This is a genomic window from Yaniella halotolerans DSM 15476 (genome assembly GCF_000420805.1).
Lineage (GTDB): Bacteria > Actinomycetota > Actinomycetes > Actinomycetales > Micrococcaceae > Yaniella > Yaniella halotolerans.
This window is the reverse complement of the sequence record NZ_ATVQ01000001.1, coordinates 1,220,736-1,236,079: the sequence shown is the minus strand read 5'-3', so window position 1 is coordinate 1,236,079 and position 15,344 is coordinate 1,220,736. Positions and strand designations below refer to the sequence as shown.

Genomic DNA, 15,344 nt, shown 5'->3' with positions numbered 1-15,344 from the left:
AAATTTGCGGTGTGAGCAAATCCACCCCGCGAATTGAGGCAATTCACCGTGCACTGCAGGTCTTGCGACTCATGGCATCCCAGGGCTCGGTGAGCGTTTCTGAGGCGGCCAAACACCTCGACGTGAACCCGTCGACGTCATCGCGCATCTTGGCAACCATCGCGGCCGACGGGTTTGCGGTACGGGGTGAAAAGCAGCGCTTCTTCCCGGGCGCCAGTGCATTGCACTTTGGCCAAGCGCTGGTCACTCCCCCGCTACACGAACGCTTGCGTCCGCACTTGGAACGGCTCTTTAGCTTGGTCCATGAAACCGTGCATGTGGCCACGATGGTTGGCACAACGGTGCACCATAATGACTGCATCGTCGCAACAGACCGGGCACTGATCTTAGCCAGCAGACTCGGAAAACGGCTGCCAGCGCACCTTGCGTCGTCGGGCAAAGCCATGCTGGCTGATCTCGCTCCGGCGGTCGTCAACACGCGCTACGCCCCGACCGATCAGGGAGCGATACCCCAGGCGGTCGCGTTTAATCTCCGAGACCTCCACGAAGAACTCGACAAGGTTCGCACCCAAGGGTTTGCCGTCAATGTTGAATCGACCGAGCAGGGCTTAGTGGCTTTGGCCGTATCGCTGGGACACATCGGTGGTGAACATATTGCGCTGAGTGTCGCCTTGCCACTGGCCCGTTACTCCGCCACGAGCCGTCGCGAGATTTCCGATGCGCTCCTGACAGTGCAGCATGAAGCACAAGCTGCATTTTCCTCAGACGAGATTGCACAGCACACCGATATGGTCTGACCTGCCGCAACATCAACCCTGTTGCAGCACACGAGGCTGGGCTAGCCTGTCAATCAAGCACACCACCTTGAACCATCGGAGTGACGTCGTGACACAGGAATATGCTCCACCTCCCCTACCCGAGTCACCTGCTTCGCGGTCCAAAGGGTTGGCAACGATATCACTGCTGCTTGGCCTCGTCGCACTGGTTGTCAGTTGGCTATCGATTGTCGGCATGGTGATCAGTGTGCTCGCAGTGGTGCTGGGCATCATCGCTCGACGCCGCTCACAAGCGCAGGTGCTGAGTATTCTCGGTATCATCACCGGCACTATAGGCCTGGTGATTTCCCTCTATCTGACCACCACCGCCGGGTTTTTCCTCCACGTCGAAGAGCCGTGTGGTTGCATCGAAGAACAGTCATCAACCCTGTTGACTCCTACGACGCTGGGCTAGGGTTCCAAGGACACTCACTCACCTTGAAGTTCTTGGAGCATCAGCATGACACAGGGATATCCTCCACCCCCGCCACCACCACACCAGCAGTACAGTCCTATGCCGCCCCCTGGGTCAGCTGCACCAAAAGGGCTAGCGATTGCGGCGCTGATTGTCGGCATCATCGGGCTGCTTTTGGCCTGGGTGCCCATCGTGGGCCTGGTTGTTGGCGCCGCAGGTGTGGTTATCGGCATCGTAGCGCTACGGAAGGCACAGCCGAAGGGCGTAAGCGTTACCGGTATTGTGACCGGTGGTCTGGCAATGCTCGTGTCGATCATTCTCGCGGTCGCCACGGGCCTCGTCATCAGCGCTCTGGATGAGGGCGAACGGGCTCCGGAAACGGAAGTCACGTCGTCACCCGATGCCTCACCAAGCGAGTCCCCCACGGCCTCAGCCTCGGAAAGTCCAAGTCCCACCGAGACCGAAGAGTCCTCATCAGCACCGGAGACCACCCCTGCAGCAACGCCGAGCGCCACGAGCCAAGAGCCCACACCGGAACCTTCTAGTGAAACGCCGGAGGCCACGCAAGATGGCTCGGTGAGTCAGCGAAACGCACTTGGAGCTGCGGAAGACTATCTCAGCTTCTCGGCATTTTCCCGCAGCGGGCTCATTGATCAACTCGAATTTGAGGGTTACTCCACCGCCGACGCGACGTGGGCCGTCGATAATATAACCGTTGACTGGAGCGAGCAGGCTATCAAGTCAGCAGACCAGTATCTGGAATACTCGGCGTTTTCACGCTCAGGTCTTATCGGCCAATTAGAGTTCGAGGGCTTCTCGAATACCGACGCCTCCGCGGCGGTCGACAGTGTGAGCGTTGACTGGAATGAACAGGCAGCAGAGGCCGCCCAAGATTATCTTGACTACTCGTCCTTCTCCCGCTCTGGACTCATTGACCAACTGCTGTTCGAGGGGTTCACTCAGTCTCAGGCAGAATACGGAGTCAATCAGACGGGTCTCTAGTGTTTCTCCACTCGCGTCGAGGTGATGCGCTGACGTTCGCGCTCCTGCAGTGCCCGTTCGAGCCGTTCTTCGACGTCTTCACCGGCACGGATGCCCTTCGGTATGCGGAAGTAGAAGAAGGCACCCGCAAGCCACCAGGCCAGGAAAATGACCCAGGGCTGCCAGCCCAGTTGAGCGGGCATGCCGGGCAGATATTGGACCAGCAGTGCGATGGTCAGGACCACGGCGAACCAGCCAATCACTTCACCACCGCGGCCCTTACCGCCGACCCGCAGCGGACGATCCATCGTTGGTTCACGACGGCGCAGGATCAGGAATGACACCGCAACCAGCATGTACGTGATGACGATCATCGGCGACCCGGATTCCACCATCCAGTCCAACAGGGCAGTTCCGAAGAACGGTGCAACACAGGAGATAACGCCCAACAGCACCAGCGCGTTGACCGGGGTCTTATATTTCGGATGCAGCTTCGATAACCGTTGTGGCAGCATGCCGGTCCGAGACAGCGCATAAATCATGCGCGATGCACCGATCAACAGCGAGTTCCACGTGGTCAAGATGCCTGCCAGCCCACCGGCAATCAGGAAGTTTGCTGCAGCCTGCGAATTGAACATGTTGAACACCGCATCGGCGGTTGCCAAGTGTGAGGCCTCCAGCTGTTCAGCGGATAGTCCCAGCGCCGAGGTGAAGATGACGCCGACGTACCAGATGGTGGCCATAATGACCGAGATGACGACCAGACGTCCGACCTGACGCGGTGGAACATTGGCTTCCTCTGCCGACTGCGGGATGACGTCGAATCCAACGAACAGGAACGGGACGGCGATCATCACCGCGAAGAACCCACCCACACCCGGGGTAAACAGCGGTTCCAAGTTGCGAGCTTCCCCACCGGTGAAGGCTCCGGTAATGAGCATGAGGCCGACCAGCAGCAAGAACAACACCACGAAGGTTTGAACCATGCCAGCGATTTTGGTGCCGCGAATATTGATCCATGTGAGGACGACCGCGGTCACCACACCGATCAACGCCCACGTCAGGTTCACTTCAAAACCTGCGATAGTCCACAGCGGGATGTGATTGATGTTGGGCCAAATATATTCGACGGTATTCGGGACGGCAACGGCCTCGAACGCAATAATCGTGACGTACCCACCGATGAATCCCCATGAACCGATAAATGCTCCACGGGGTCCACGAGCACGAAGAATGAAGTTATGGGCGCCACCTGCTTTGGGCATCGCCGAGGTCAGTTCGGCATAGACCAGGCCCACAAAGGCCATGATGATACCGCCGACGAGAAACGCCAGTGACGCGCCTCCGGGGCCGGCATCCAGGAGCCATCCCTTGGTCAGGACCACCCACCCGAAGCCGATCATGGCACCGAACCCCAGGGCCAGGACGTCTCTATTCGATAGGGTCTTGGCCAGTGAGATGGCGCCCGACTGCTGTTGCGTTTTCGTCATCGTGTGTCTGTTCTTTCGTCCGTGGTGCGCGGGATGCTGGGGGCTAGCTTTCGGAGTTGAGCCAATCCAGAATGCTTTGGCGGTCTTGGTTCAGCGTCGGTGGTGCCTTGTCGTAGGCAACCGGGCTACGTGAGTAGTCAACCGGGTGTTTGATCGTGGGGATCTGCTCTGCACCGGCAGGTTGCACCGGTTCCAGGCCGATCTCATCAGCGAAGTCCACGCCCTGGGCAATCGAGAAAACTTCCGAACACGGGATCCCGAGTTCGCGTAGCTCTTCGACCCAACCGGAGGCAGTCTTGTGTTGCAGGTGCCGCTCGAGTTCGGTTCGCAGGTGATCACGGTGCTGGTTGCGGGCCGGGTTGGTCGCGTAGCGCTCGTCGTCAGCAAGCTCCGATGCCCCCAAAGCATCGACGAGACGACGGAACTGTGTATCGTTGCCGACCGCAATGATGAGCGGCTGATCCGATGCCGCGAAAGGCCCATACGGCGCCAAGGACGGGTGATCATTGCCCATACGGGTTGGCACCACTCCCCCGGCAACGTAGGCAGAGGTTTGGTTGACCAATCCAGACAGTGCAGAGGACATCAGATTCACGGCAACGTGCTGGCCTTTGCCACTCCGGTTGCGCTCCTGCAGTGCACCGAGAATACCCACGGTGGCATGCAGACCGGTGACAACGTCGAAAATCGCCACCCCGGCCTTCTGCCCCTGGGACTCAGGTTCGCCGGTAATATCCATGAGCCCCGAAGCTGCTTGTGCCAGCAAATCATAGCCGGGCAGGTGAGCGCCGCCGGTGGTACCGAAACCGGTAATCGAAGCGTGCACGAGGTGCGGATACCGCTGCGCCACTGAGTCGGGGTCCATGTTGAATTTGGTAAGCCCGCCGGGTTTGAAGTTCTCGATGAATACATCAGCTTTGGCCAATAGTTTGTGGGCGGCAGCAAGATCGTCGTCATCTTTCAGATCTAACGCAATGGCTTGTTTATTGCGGTTGACCGAGAGGAAATACGTAGACTGCTCATCACGCACCGGTGGTTGCCACGCGCGGGTGTCGTCACCACCGGGTGATTCCACCTTGATCACGGTTGCTCCCATATCAGCCAGCATCATCGTGGCATAGGGACCGGCAAGCACCCGGGAAAAATCAGCAACAATGATGCCGTCGAGTACACCGGATGTTTCAGTCTGCGCATGTTTGGTCATGTCGTCCATCGTCGTGTGTAACGCAACACATTTGCAAGATTGATGCTCCAACAACATTGATGACCCACGTTCTGTGCAACGATCCGAGCCATTGTTGCCCGGATGTGGTCCGTTGGCTACCGTGAAGGTGATCACATAGATTTCATCCGGCCGTTGTTCGGTCAGACCATTGGAGCACTCATGTCGAAAACAGACCTCTTCAATATCGCCTCGATGCTCAGCGAGCAGGAGCTAGAAGTTCGCGATACCGTCGCGGAATTCGTAGACCGTCGCGTCCGTCCGAACATTGCCAAATGGTTCGACGATGCCCACCTGCCTACAGAGTTGATTCCGGAAATGGCTGAGTTGGGGCTCTTTGGTATGCATATTGACGGTTACGGCTGCGGGGGGCGCTCCGCCGTTGAATACGGTATCGCCATGCAGGAGATGGAAGCCGGCGACTCTGGTCTGCGCACCGTGATCTCCGTACAGGGCTCTCTGGCGATGACCGCAATCGCCAAAAACGGTTCAGAAGAGCAGAAACAGACCTGGCTACCCAAAATGGCCAAGGGTGAAGTGATCGGCGCCTTCGGCCTCACCGAACCAACCGCGGGCTCAGATCCATCATCGATGACCACCAACGCCAAACTGGTCGACGGCGAATGGGTGCTCAACGGCGCCAAGCGCTGGATCGGGCTGGCCACAATTGCCAACATCACCATCATCTGGGCGAAAGTTTCCGTTGCCGACGCCAAGGCAGCCGGCGTGCACCCCGAAAACGACACCAAGCCCGATGACGCTCAGGTGGTTCGCGGGTTCATCGTTCCAACCGACACGCTGGGCTATCACGCCGAAGCCATCGAACAGAAAATGTCGATGCGCGCTTCGCTGCAGTGCGATATCTGGCTCAAAGACGCCAAACTACCGGTCGAGGCGATTCTGCCGCACAACCCCGGACTTCGTGGGCCATTCTCGTGCCTGAACGAGGCCCGTTACGGTATCGCCTGGGGCGCACTGGGTGCTGCACGTGATTCGATTGAATCCGCTCTGGATTACGCTTCAAACCGCATGCAGTTTGGCAAGCCGCTCACCGCATACCAGCTGACGCAGAAGAAACTGGCCGACATGACCATCGCCTTGAACAAGGGGCAGCTCATGGCCCTGCAGCTGGGTCGCGCCAATGACGCCGGCACCATGGACTTACACCAGATTTCGATGGCGAAACTCGATAACGTCCGCGTCGCCATTGAGATCGCACGCGAGTGCCGCACCATCTTGGGCGGCAATGGCATTACCGGCGACTACTCGCCACTGCGTCACGCCAACAACCTGGAATCCGTTCGCACCTACGAAGGCACCGATGAGGTCCACACCCTGATCGTTGGCCACAAACTCACCGGCGAAGCCGCATTTAGCTAACCTGCTTGCATCCTCCGCGCCTAAAAACATGATGCGCATTACATCGTGCTGACTTAGTATTGAAGAACACGAAGCCCAACGGACCTGGAGGTACAAGGTCATGGCTAGCTCTTCAACCGGTGAAACGCTCAATCTCGGTGTCGTCGTAGGTTTTGATGGCTCACCGCATGCACAACACGCACTCCGCTGGGCTGCGCGCGCAGCCACTCGTCGCAACATGCCCCTGACGGTCGCTTCGGCCTATCTCTTTCCATACAGCGACTATCTGCATAGTGTCGCGCCGGGTCCAGACGATGATGTCTCCCAGCGAATAGCCGACGGCATGCTGGCTGAAGCCAAACAACTCCTGAAAGACGATGGGCATCAAGGCGAGGTCGATTACCTAGCCATCATCGGCGATGCGACAGCCGGGCTCGTCAGCGTCTCGGCCGATGCTGAACTCCTGGTCGTGGGACGGCGCGGACTCGGACGGTTTTGGGGACGAGTCCTCGGCTCGGTCGCGGCAGCCCTCCCCGCCTACGCCCACTGCCCAACGGTGGTTGTCCACTCTCCAGACGAGGTTGAACGTAAAGCGGGTGACCTCAGCGAGAGGCCGGATACAGCCCGGGATACTCGCGATATCTGCGTTGGCGTGGATAGTTCTGCTCATGCCCGTCATGCCGCTCTCACCGCTGCTCAAGAAGCAAAACGCCTTGGCGTTGGTCTTGAGGTCGTGCACGCACAACCGCCGTTTACCGGCACCTCGAGTGTCTGGTATCTGCAACAACATGAAGACCTCGAGCAGCAAACAACGCAGAACACACTGGAGTTCCTCGCCGAAGAAATCGAGTTCTTACAGGAGCAGGTGCCGGGTGTAGACATGAAACCCACTGCTATGCGCGGCGCACCGGCAGAAGTCATGATTGAGTGCAGTGAACGATCCCAATTAACAGTTTTGGGGACCCGCGGTCGTGGCGGTTTTACCAGCCTCTTACTCGGGTCCGTCTCATGCACTACCTTGGCTCACGCCCGCGGAGCCATCATGGTTGTTCCACTGCCGGATGACCACCCAAGGAAAACTCAGTAGTTGTACTCGTAGTTCGTGGGGTAGGTCTCGGAAAGTTCATTGAATATAGAGACCCCAAAGCTCGCGAAGAGGATGAACACAAGGATCCAGAGCACGATGCCAATGGCAGTCCAGATCAGCATCGCCCGGCCGTAGTTTTTCTTCGCAACAGAGACGCTGCCGCCGAAAGCGAGTACCAACAGGTAAATGATGTTGACCAGTGGAATCATCGTCAAGAAGATGGCAAGCATCCAGCTGCCAAGACCCTCTGTATGCTGCTGCGGTGGTGGCGCGTATGGCAGATTGCTCGGCGGCAGTGGCTGTTGCTGATACTGCTGGTACTGGCTCATGATTGATCTCCTGATTGTTGTGCCAATGTGGGGTTAGGACGGCTCCGGTGTGGGGATTATGCCCACCCAAGGTCGTGGAGCTGAGCGTCACTCAGCCCGTAGTAATGCCCGATCTCGTGAACAAGCGTTACGTGAATCTGATGACGCAACTGCTCTACGTTCTCACAGATAGCCAGTATAGGGTCACGGAAGATCGCAATGACGTCAGGTAACTGCCCATAACCATAATCCGCACGACCAAAACGGTCATGCCCCTCATAGGTGCCGAGCAAATCCATGGCACCGTCCTCGGGGCGGTCTTCGACAACAAAGACGACGTTGTCCAAACCACCTACGACTTCCTCGGGAAGCCGGTCGAATTGCTCCGACACTTCGGCTTCGAAGTCGTCAAGCGTCATGTCCATGCGTCTTCCCTCCTATCCTGGCCATGCAATAGTAGTACAGACTTCATGTTTTCGACGGCCTATTCGAAAGCTTTCGGCATCGACGGTTGGAGCGTTCCGAGGACACAACTGCCGATATTCAGGTTGACGTGGACGGACAGACCCGCTGCGAGGGCTATTACCCGTTCCGCCCCAGCGGCACATCGGCCACTACCCGATACCGCGCCCCTGAGCTACGACCTGGATTTTCGACCAGTTGCACGCGTTTAGCTATCCAAGACAGCTCATCCGTTGCTTGTCCGTCCAACTGGTCGGCCTCCCCCGTGGGTTTTGGACGCACTTTGCCGAGTGTCAGGTGCCCGTAGAACGGGCGATCTTCCGCGCGTTGATTCGACGATAAGTGCCCCAGTTCTGCAATGAACGTTGTGCCAGCCTCATCGAGACCCGATGCCGGCAAGACCAGATTGATGCCCAGCCAACGCGTCGGTCGCCCTAAACTCATGGTGATCGGCGGCAACTCTCGGGCTACGCGTTCCACCTGCCGCAGAAGATCTTGGCGGTCACCATACTCGCCGATGTATAGCAGCGTGCAGTGCAGGTCAGCCTCCGCGGTCCACGTGATCTTATGGTTCTCAAGGGTCAGGGTATTGGCATGCAGCATCTTGATAAATGGGCGCAATTGTTGCCGGATTTCTCGTGGCATCATAAGCCCAATAAAGTACCGACTCAACTGTCCTCCTGAGCATCCTCTCGGACCACGTCGTCGCTTTCTGCGGTGCCCACAAGTCTAAACGCTGCGATATTGCGGACCGGCCACGGCCTGCAATATCGTGACTCGCTTCAGCCTGTATCAGGGCCTGCAGAAACGCTCTTGTCATCGTGTCTCGTCGAGTTTTAGACTCTTGCTACCTCAATCGAAGGAATCACCGATGGCTACCTCATTAGCAACATACATTGCACTTCCCGGCACGACTGCTGAAGCCATGACCCACTGGCACGAAGTATTCGGTGGGGACTTAGAAATTCTGTACTACAAAGATACGCCGATGGAGGATCTGGGTTTCGAACCTGATCCGGGTGCTGTTGCACATTCGACGTTGACGCTCCCCCACGGGGTAATTGCAGCCGGGGACTCCATGGATTCAGAAGACGAGTATCCCATCCGAGGCACCGCATATTCCCTGCTTTACACGACCGATACACCAGAAGAAGCCGAGCAGCTTATCGAGCAGCTGCGTTCCGGCGGGAGCATCGGCATGCCGTTCCAGAAAGCACCCTGGGGCGACTGGTATGGGCAGGTCTTTGATCGCTTCGGCGTGATGTGGGCATTTTCCTGCGAAGCATGATCCACCCGCCTCGGCTCACGACGGGCGTTGGACTATTTTTTCGAGCATCATTCGGCTCAGCGGGGCCAGGTCGGTGCCAACCGGCAGCCTGATCTCGGCGGGATCCACCCAGATCAGCTCGTCAATTTCAGCCTGAGCAATGACAGGAACGTCAACGGGCAACCCAGCTTGATACACCTGTGAGAACAGTTCCATCCCGGTTTCATTGGCGGCCGGGGTCGTGTAGTTTCCCAAGTGGACGAGATCGGTGCGATCAAGCGGTACCCCGAGTTCCTCGTACACTTCACGGACCGCAGTGGCGACGCCGTTTTCATTGACCTCAGGTTTACCGCCCGGGAAAATAAAAAACCTGGTGTGATGCTTGCGTACCAGTGCGATGCGTCCGTCGCTGTCGCTGAGGACGACGGCCGAGACTCTAATAGGCGGGCTGGGGTGCACGTCGGCTCATTTTCCGATCCGCCCAGATCATGGTGAGCACAACTGCGGCACCGCCGATAACCAAGAGTATGTCGAGGCCGAGAGTATCGCCAATGGGCTGCAGCCCGCCGTCTTCGGTTTGATAGGGCCATAAGGCTCGAAGCGCACCGATCATCAAACCGGAAAGTACGATCAGCGTCGTTGAATGGTGGTGATCCAATAACCACTTCATAAGTTGCACCACGACACCCGCGCCAAGCACGAGACCTGCCCCGAAGACCGCGATATACCCGAGGTCCAGCGCTTCGACCGCACGTAAAGTGGGCTCATAAAGCCCGACCGTCAACAAAACCAGCGAACCAGACAGGCCGGGCAGCACCAGCGCAGAAACAGCAATTGCGGCGGCCGGCATGATGGTGTACCAGTGCGGTTCTAACGACAGTGTCGCAGGCAGCGACAGTACGACGAATGTGACGATTGCGGCAACCATGAAGAAGATGAGGTGTTTGATACCGAGTCGCTTGCGACGAAAACTGACGTCGTCGCGGACCATGAGCAGCGGCACCAGTACCGAAGCAGCGACCATGCCAAAGAACAACGAGCGCATCTGTTCCGGATAGGTCTCGACCAGGTTCACCACCGGCCCGGCAACAGTAAATACCGCGGCAACCATACCGATGCCCAAGGGGATCAGCAGACGCCAGGAGATAGTGCCCCAGTATTCACGGGCTTCTGCGCGACGGCCACGGACCAAAGACAGTGCCCAACGGATCAGGGCTGAAGCAGATTCGATGAGCCCTTGGTAGATCCCCACGACGAGGGCGACGGTGCCCCCGGAAATGCCGGGGATGGTTTCGACGATGCCGATGAGGGCACCGCGAATGAGGTTTCCTAGCAGCGACGTTTGTCTCTGGGGTGTTTGGGTCATCTACTCACAATCCTTTGATCGGACATAGATTACTTTAGCTGCCTGGATGTCGGCTCAATTTAAGACACGTATCCGCGGATTGAGAGCGTGTTTAAGCGCACATCTGCGCATTTTTGCTACGCTCACACACTGCCGGTTAGAACTCTTCGTGCTCGGCTGGGTCTTGGAAGAGCCGACCGCGTTCGAGACCGTCGAGAGCCGTGAGGTCATCGTTATCGAGCTCGACATCAAAGAAGAGGTTAGCTCGTTGGCGTTCCGGATGGGATGAGGCCGGCAGCGGCATCGAGCCGTGGTGCACATGCCAGGCCAAAACGACGGCCGCCGGTGTGGTGCTGTGTTTGTCTGCGACGGTGGCGAGTACCGGATCTTCGATCATGTCTGCGGTGCGACCCAGTGGTGACCATGCCTGAGTCTGGATGTCGTATTTCTGGTGAAACTCCCGCAGTTCGGCCTGCCCAAAGTATGGGTGCATCTCCACCTGGTTGATGGCGGGCATCTCGCCGGTTTCATCAGCTAACCGCTGCAGATGTTCTGGCAGGAAGTTTGAAACACCGATGGTCCGGATCAGTCCGGCATCACGCATTTCAATCATGGCCCGCCAGGTATCAACGTATTTGTGCTGGTCCGGTAGCGGCCAGTGAATCAGCGCAGCATCAACAAACGGCAGCTTCAGATCATTCAGAGATCTGATAATTGATGTTTTGGCTTCGTGGTAACCCTGAAAACGTCCCGGGATTTTGGTGGTGACGGTGATATCTTCACGGGCCACATCGGTTTGCGCGATGGCTTGGCCCACCTGGACTTCGTTTTGATATCGCAGCGCCGTGTCCAGCGTTCGATACCCGATGTCGAGAGCAGACAGTGCTGCCGTACGATATACGTCTGGGTCGCCTTTACCGGCTTGTACGAGTGTTCCGAATCCAATGAGATCTGAGCGCATAGGCCCAGTCTAAACATACGAATCACGGTTGGGTTCGGACACGTTGGTAAAAGACTACAAATGCAACCCCTGTGCCAATAGACTTTGCTCCATGATGCGAGCCAATGATGATCTTCCTCAGGATGTCTCTGAGACCGTCGAGACACTAGATCAGGCACTCCAAAACGCCAACTACATAACCGCTCGCAAATTGACCACCGGACTGACGACGTCGCCCGACTTGGATACCGTGCTCGATATGCTCGCGCGGTATGCCAAGTCGCAACCGCAAGCAACTGAGCTGTTGGTCGAGGCACTCGATGCGTCCGGTACGGTTCGCCGTTTCGCAGCAGGTGCTCTGCTAGACCAGGCCGCCGTCGATGATGTCAGTCAGGATGCACTGATTTCGGTTGCCGATTCGGTCGGCTCCTATGACGGCCGCAGTAAGGTCACCACGTGGGTGCACAGTATCGTTCGGCGTCGGGTGGTGGATCATCTGCGCCGACAGCGTTCCACGGTGCCGTTGGAAGATCATGATATCTCGCCTGCTGCCCGGATGAGCTCTATTATTGCCACACGGGCTACCGTGCACGAAGCGTTGGACGCACTGCCTGAGCTGTATAAAGTGCCCGTCGTGTTGCGTGATATTGAAGGCCACGCCTATGCGGTGATTGCCGAACGGTTGGATCGACCAGAAGGCACGGTCAAAGCGCAGATCGCGCGTGGTCGCGCCATGGTTGCCGCACACCTGCGTGACACCGGAGTTGCCGGATGATCGCCGGGCGCTACCAGCTGGGTGAAGTCATGGGGGTAGGCTCATTCGCCACCGTCTACCGCGCCACCGATGACCTGCTGGAAGACACCGTGGTGGTCAAAATGTTGGCCGAAAACCACAGTCTGAACCCCGAAATCCGGGAACGCTTCATCGCCGAGGGGCGCAGCCTACGTCGCGTAGCGTCGGAACACGTCATCACCGTGCATGACATCGGTGAAGCCGAACGCCAACAGCCATTCCTCGTCTTGGAATTAGCCGATCGCGGCACACTCGCGGGCCGGGTACGCAAACTGCGAGCGCAAGGGTGGCACCCAAATGCCCAAGATCTGCTGAGTATGGCCCGCCCGCTGGCCCAAGCGCTCGAAGCCATTCACGCGGCCCAACTCGTGCATCGCGATTTGAGTCCGGGCAACCTCTTGCTCGCGACCGAACCAACTGCCGTCGCGGATGGATCAGGGGCACAACTGGTTGGTGCTGATGAACGGCTTTTGCTGTCGGATTTGGGCATGTGCAAAGACCTGGCCATCAACTCTGGGTTAACGGTTTCCGGTGGGACCGCAGGATTCCGTCCTCCAGAGCAATCCCAGCCCGGCATGGTTGATACACGCGCCGATATTTGGGCCGCGTCCGCTTTGATGTCCTGGGTGGTTGAGGGCGCGAACCTACCCAAAGACTTCCACAATGTACTCCAACGCGGCCTGGAAACTGACCCGGGCCGCCGTCACCAAACCATTATTGAGTGGTTGACCGACATTGAGGCCGCACTGGCCCCGCCGCCACCAAAAATCCAGGCTCCTCCCCCGCCACAGCTGCAACACCGGGGAAATAACTACCCCAATACTCAGGGGGACGACCTTCCGGATTCCATTCCCACCCCCACCAGTGGTGAACCGCTGCGCACCTCGACTCTGCTGTTGATTGGTCTGGCCATCGTTACCGGGATCATCGGATTGGTCGCCGGCATGTTCTTTGGTGGCGACCACTATCCTTCGGAGATCGATGACGCTTCGATTGCCATTAATGGACCCGAGGAAGTCGAAGTGGGTGAAGCCGCCACCTTTGAGGCTGAAACCGACGGCGTGCACAGTTGGATCTGGTCGCTGCCCACCGGGACGAGCATCGTCGATGATGCCGAGGCAACTATGACCGCTACCGAACCAGGCACTACCGAAGTGATTCTGCGTGCTCGCAGCCCAGATGGCGATGAGATGGAGGTTCGCCACCGCGTGACGGTCACGGAATAACCGCGCTAAAAATTTTTTGAAAATGTGGGCAACTTTTTGCATCTCCCCACCGACTTACGGGTAGAACATCACTTCTGCACGGAATCGGTAAGGGGAAACTCATGACCACCCGCTCCACCTTGAAGCGCACGATCATAGGATTCGTACTCTTCGGCGTGCTGACTCTGACGGGGTGCGGCACCGATATCCCGTCGGGGTTCTTGGAGGACGGGGTGCAGACGTTACCCCCAACGGTGCCGGCCGACGCGCACGAAACCGTCATCCATTATGAATCAGCAATCAATGAACGAACGTAGCATCACCACTACCTTGGGAGACACTATGACCACCCGAAAGACCGCAATCCTTCGCAGCACATTAGGCCTTGCACTGGTGGGCGCGTTCGCATTGACCTCGTGCGCCACCGACGAGCAGGCCGGTTTTGACGACGAGGACATCACAAAAAATGACGGGGGCAGCACGACTCCGGCAGAACGAACCGATGGTTCCAAAGAGAACCCGACGGAGACCGATCCCGACTACGGTGACGCCCTGGTTGCTGAGATTGATGACCCGGTGGAATTTACCGAGTGTAAGGAAGCCGAAGAAACACCCGGTGCAACCGTTGAGTGGCTCGATGACGTCGTCATAGAAGAACAGCGCATCGATGCCGTTGGTGATCAGACCGTAGAGATTGATGGCGAGCAGGTCACCGTACCGGGTATGCCTGAACTGGTGATCCCTGAGATCGTAGGCCAATCCGGCTGTGTGATCGAATACGCGGCACCGGGCGGCTGCTTACCGGCCGTAGAAGTCTCGGGTTCATATATTCCGGGGTATCGCGTCCCGGAACGCAAGCTGCCCGCGGTTGAACTACCCGACGGCACAGTGATCGAAGAAGAAGTCCAACCTGCGTTTGAGTCCGAACCCATCAAGGAAGAGGGTGTGTTCCAAGAACAGGTGTGCCAGACCGAGCCCGAGGCCGGTGAAAGCGACTACGTGGCCCAGGTGATTCGTCCACATATTTCGCGTCCCTACATCATGGCCTCGTTCTCGATGACCGAAAGCATCAACCGTTCATCGGATATTACCGAAAGTGGCGCCTCAGTGCCTGGAGAAGTCGTCCCGAGCTACCAGGTACCGACCATCACGGTTGATTCTGCATTCGTAGAATCCGACCTCTTAGAGACCTACAAGGTTGACGGCGCAGATCACACCGATTACGCCGAAGACGACCAGGTCATTTCCTACACCACCGAGGGCGATGTGCTCTTCGACAGCGATGACCACGCGCTACGCTCCGAAGCTGAGGGCGAGCTGAAGGCGATCGCCGATGACATTGCCCTGCGCGAGGACGACTACACCATCACCGTGGAAGGGCACACCGACGACCTGCCGAGCCAGGAATATGCCGATAACACCGACCTCTCTGAGAAGCGTGCCCAATCGGTGGTCACCTGGTTGCAGGAGAACGCCGACGTCGCGAACGACGACATCTCCGCCAAAGGTCTGGGCGATGAAAACCCACGGTCCAGTAACGACTCAGAAGAGGGTCGTCAGGAGAACCGTCGCGTAGTCATTACCGTCAAGCCGGTGGACTACCAGCCTGAGATCGACTATAAAACCGAAGGCGGAGGCGTCGAGGGCCAGTAGCC

General features: G+C 57.8%; 18 protein-coding genes. 10 read left to right on the top strand and 8 right to left on the bottom strand.

Features of this window, described 5'->3' with window-relative positions:
- Window positions 1–11 precede the first annotated feature (11 nt).
- The 3 genes from G583_RS14645 to G583_RS14640 all read left to right on the top strand — a co-directional run bounded on the left by G583_RS14645 (window position 12) and on the right by G583_RS14640 (window position 2,232).
- Window positions 12–797 (top strand): IclR family transcriptional regulator, encoded by a 786-nt coding sequence (locus tag G583_RS14645; protein WP_022870282.1) that lies wholly within the window; start codon window positions 12–14, stop codon window positions 795–797.
- A gap of 88 nt (window positions 798–885) precedes the next feature.
- Complete coding sequence (locus G583_RS0105980) at window positions 886–1,230, top strand: hypothetical protein (RefSeq protein WP_022870281.1); 345 nt, start codon at window positions 886–888, stop codon at window positions 1,228–1,230.
- A gap of 45 nt (window positions 1,231–1,275) precedes the next feature.
- Entirely contained in the window at window positions 1,276–2,232 is a 957-nt protein-coding gene (locus G583_RS14640; RefSeq protein ID WP_022870280.1) for an Ltp family lipoprotein, read from the top strand.
- Here G583_RS14640 and G583_RS14635 read toward each other — a convergent pair.
- Window positions 2,229–3,701: an APC family permease gene (locus G583_RS14635; protein WP_022870279.1), complete on the bottom strand. Its 1,473-nt coding sequence runs from the start codon at window positions 3,699–3,701 to the stop codon at window positions 2,229–2,231. The genes G583_RS14640 and G583_RS14635 overlap by 4 nt on opposite strands.
- 43 nt (window positions 3,702–3,744) lie before the next feature.
- Window positions 3,745–4,905, bottom strand: a complete 1,161-nt coding sequence (locus G583_RS0105965; protein ID WP_040895151.1) for a CaiB/BaiF CoA transferase family protein — start codon at window positions 4,903–4,905, stop codon at window positions 3,745–3,747.
- Window positions 4,906–5,085: 180 nt separating this feature from the next.
- Between G583_RS0105965 and G583_RS0105960 the strand changes: the two genes are divergently transcribed.
- Together G583_RS0105960 and G583_RS14630 are read left to right on the top strand one after the other, a co-directional pair.
- Window positions 5,086–6,303: an acyl-CoA dehydrogenase family protein gene (locus tag G583_RS0105960; protein WP_040895149.1), complete on the top strand. Its 1,218-nt coding sequence runs from the start codon at window positions 5,086–5,088 to the stop codon at window positions 6,301–6,303.
- A 100-nt stretch (window positions 6,304–6,403) separates the two neighbouring features.
- Window positions 6,404–7,369 carry a universal stress protein gene (locus G583_RS14630; protein WP_022870276.1) on the top strand — a complete coding sequence of 322 codons (966 nt, stop codon included), beginning with the start codon at window positions 6,404–6,406 and terminating at the stop codon, window positions 7,367–7,369.
- Here the strand turns inward: G583_RS14630 and G583_RS0105950 are convergent.
- The 3 genes from G583_RS0105950 to G583_RS16290 form a co-directional block, all read right to left on the bottom strand.
- Complete coding sequence (locus tag G583_RS0105950) at window positions 7,363–7,698, bottom strand: hypothetical protein (RefSeq protein WP_022870275.1); 336 nt, start codon at window positions 7,696–7,698, stop codon at window positions 7,363–7,365. The genes G583_RS14630 and G583_RS0105950 overlap by 7 nt on opposite strands.
- A 56-nt stretch (window positions 7,699–7,754) precedes the next feature.
- Window positions 7,755–8,102 (bottom strand): metallopeptidase family protein, encoded by a 348-nt coding sequence (locus G583_RS0105945; protein WP_022870274.1) that lies wholly within the window; start codon window positions 8,100–8,102, stop codon window positions 7,755–7,757.
- A gap of 157 nt (window positions 8,103–8,259) precedes the next feature.
- Complete coding sequence (locus G583_RS16290; RefSeq protein WP_156832058.1) at window positions 8,260–8,811, bottom strand: 2'-5' RNA ligase family protein; 552 nt, start codon at window positions 8,809–8,811, stop codon at window positions 8,260–8,262.
- Between the two features lie 199 nt (window positions 8,812–9,010).
- Here G583_RS16290 and G583_RS0105935 point away from each other — a divergent pair, with 199 nt between their 5' ends.
- Entirely contained in the window at window positions 9,011–9,427 is a 417-nt protein-coding gene (locus G583_RS0105935; RefSeq protein WP_022870272.1) for a VOC family protein, read from the top strand.
- Window positions 9,428–9,442: 15 nt separating this feature from the next.
- On the opposite strand, the gene G583_RS0105930 is transcribed toward G583_RS0105935, so the two are convergent.
- The 3 genes from G583_RS0105930 to G583_RS0105920 all read right to left on the bottom strand — a co-directional run bounded on the left by G583_RS0105930 (window position 9,443) and on the right by G583_RS0105920 (window position 11,712).
- Window positions 9,443–9,865, bottom strand: a complete 423-nt coding sequence (locus tag G583_RS0105930; protein ID WP_022870271.1) for an NUDIX hydrolase — start codon at window positions 9,863–9,865, stop codon at window positions 9,443–9,445.
- Window positions 9,843–10,772, bottom strand: coding sequence for a DUF368 domain-containing protein (locus G583_RS0105925; protein ID WP_022870270.1), 930 nt, complete (start codon window positions 10,770–10,772; stop codon window positions 9,843–9,845). The genes G583_RS0105930 and G583_RS0105925 overlap by 23 nt, the downstream gene beginning before the upstream one ends.
- A gap of 136 nt (window positions 10,773–10,908) precedes the next feature.
- Window positions 10,909–11,712 (bottom strand): aldo/keto reductase, encoded by an 804-nt coding sequence (locus G583_RS0105920; RefSeq protein WP_022870269.1) that lies wholly within the window; start codon window positions 11,710–11,712, stop codon window positions 10,909–10,911.
- 91 nt (window positions 11,713–11,803) lie between these two features.
- Here G583_RS0105920 and G583_RS16285 point away from each other — a divergent pair, with 91 nt between their 5' ends.
- From G583_RS16285 to G583_RS0105900, 4 genes are all read left to right on the top strand, one after another.
- On the top strand, window positions 11,804–12,466 hold the full coding sequence (locus G583_RS16285) for an RNA polymerase sigma factor (protein WP_022870268.1): 663 nt from the start codon (window positions 11,804–11,806) through the stop codon (window positions 12,464–12,466).
- Window positions 12,463–13,710: a serine/threonine-protein kinase gene (locus G583_RS0105910; protein WP_022870267.1), complete on the top strand. Its 1,248-nt coding sequence runs from the start codon at window positions 12,463–12,465 to the stop codon at window positions 13,708–13,710. Before G583_RS16285 ends, G583_RS0105910 begins: the two co-directional genes overlap by 4 nt.
- A gap of 101 nt (window positions 13,711–13,811) precedes the next feature.
- Entirely contained in the window at window positions 13,812–14,006 is a 195-nt protein-coding gene (locus tag G583_RS0105905; RefSeq protein WP_022870266.1) for a hypothetical protein, read from the top strand.
- 25 nt (window positions 14,007–14,031) lie between these two features.
- Window positions 14,032–15,342 carry an OmpA family protein gene (locus G583_RS0105900; protein WP_169558770.1) on the top strand — a complete coding sequence of 437 codons (1,311 nt, stop codon included), beginning with the start codon at window positions 14,032–14,034 and terminating at the stop codon, window positions 15,340–15,342.
- The last annotated feature ends 2 nt before the right edge of the window (window positions 15,343–15,344 follow it).

Excerpts from the sequence above, each read along its gene's own strand:
- G583_RS0105945 (WP_022870274.1), bottom strand. The coding sequence starts at position 8,102 with ATGGACATGACGCTTGACGACTTCGAAGCCGAAGTGTCGGAGCAATTC.
- G583_RS14630 (WP_022870276.1), top strand. The coding sequence starts at position 6,404 with ATGGCTAGCTCTTCAACCGGTGAAACGCTCAATCTCGGTGTCGTCGTA.
- G583_RS0105925 (WP_022870270.1), bottom strand. The coding sequence starts at position 10,772 with ATGACCCAAACACCCCAGAGACAAACGTCGCTGCTAGGAAACCTCATT.
- G583_RS16285 (WP_022870268.1), top strand. The coding sequence starts at position 11,804 with ATGATGCGAGCCAATGATGATCTTCCTCAGGATGTCTCTGAGACCGTC.
- G583_RS0105900 (WP_169558770.1), top strand. The coding sequence starts at position 14,032 with ATGACCACCCGAAAGACCGCAATCCTTCGCAGCACATTAGGCCTTGCA.
- G583_RS0105910 (WP_022870267.1), top strand. The coding sequence starts at position 12,463 with ATGATCGCCGGGCGCTACCAGCTGGGTGAAGTCATGGGGGTAGGCTCA.
- G583_RS14635 (WP_022870279.1), bottom strand. The coding sequence starts at position 3,701 with ATGACGAAAACGCAACAGCAGTCGGGCGCCATCTCACTGGCCAAGACC.
- G583_RS0105950 (WP_022870275.1), bottom strand. The coding sequence starts at position 7,698 with ATGAGCCAGTACCAGCAGTATCAGCAACAGCCACTGCCGCCGAGCAAT.
- G583_RS0105965 (WP_040895151.1), bottom strand. The coding sequence starts at position 4,905 with ATGACCAAACATGCGCAGACTGAAACATCCGGTGTACTCGACGGCATC.
- G583_RS0105960 (WP_040895149.1), top strand. The coding sequence starts at position 5,086 with ATGTCGAAAACAGACCTCTTCAATATCGCCTCGATGCTCAGCGAGCAG.
- G583_RS0105935 (WP_022870272.1), top strand. The coding sequence starts at position 9,011 with ATGGCTACCTCATTAGCAACATACATTGCACTTCCCGGCACGACTGCT.
- G583_RS0105905 (WP_022870266.1), top strand. The coding sequence starts at position 13,812 with ATGACCACCCGCTCCACCTTGAAGCGCACGATCATAGGATTCGTACTC.
- G583_RS14640 (WP_022870280.1), top strand. The coding sequence starts at position 1,276 with ATGACACAGGGATATCCTCCACCCCCGCCACCACCACACCAGCAGTAC.
- G583_RS0105920 (WP_022870269.1), bottom strand. The coding sequence starts at position 11,712 with ATGCGCTCAGATCTCATTGGATTCGGAACACTCGTACAAGCCGGTAAA.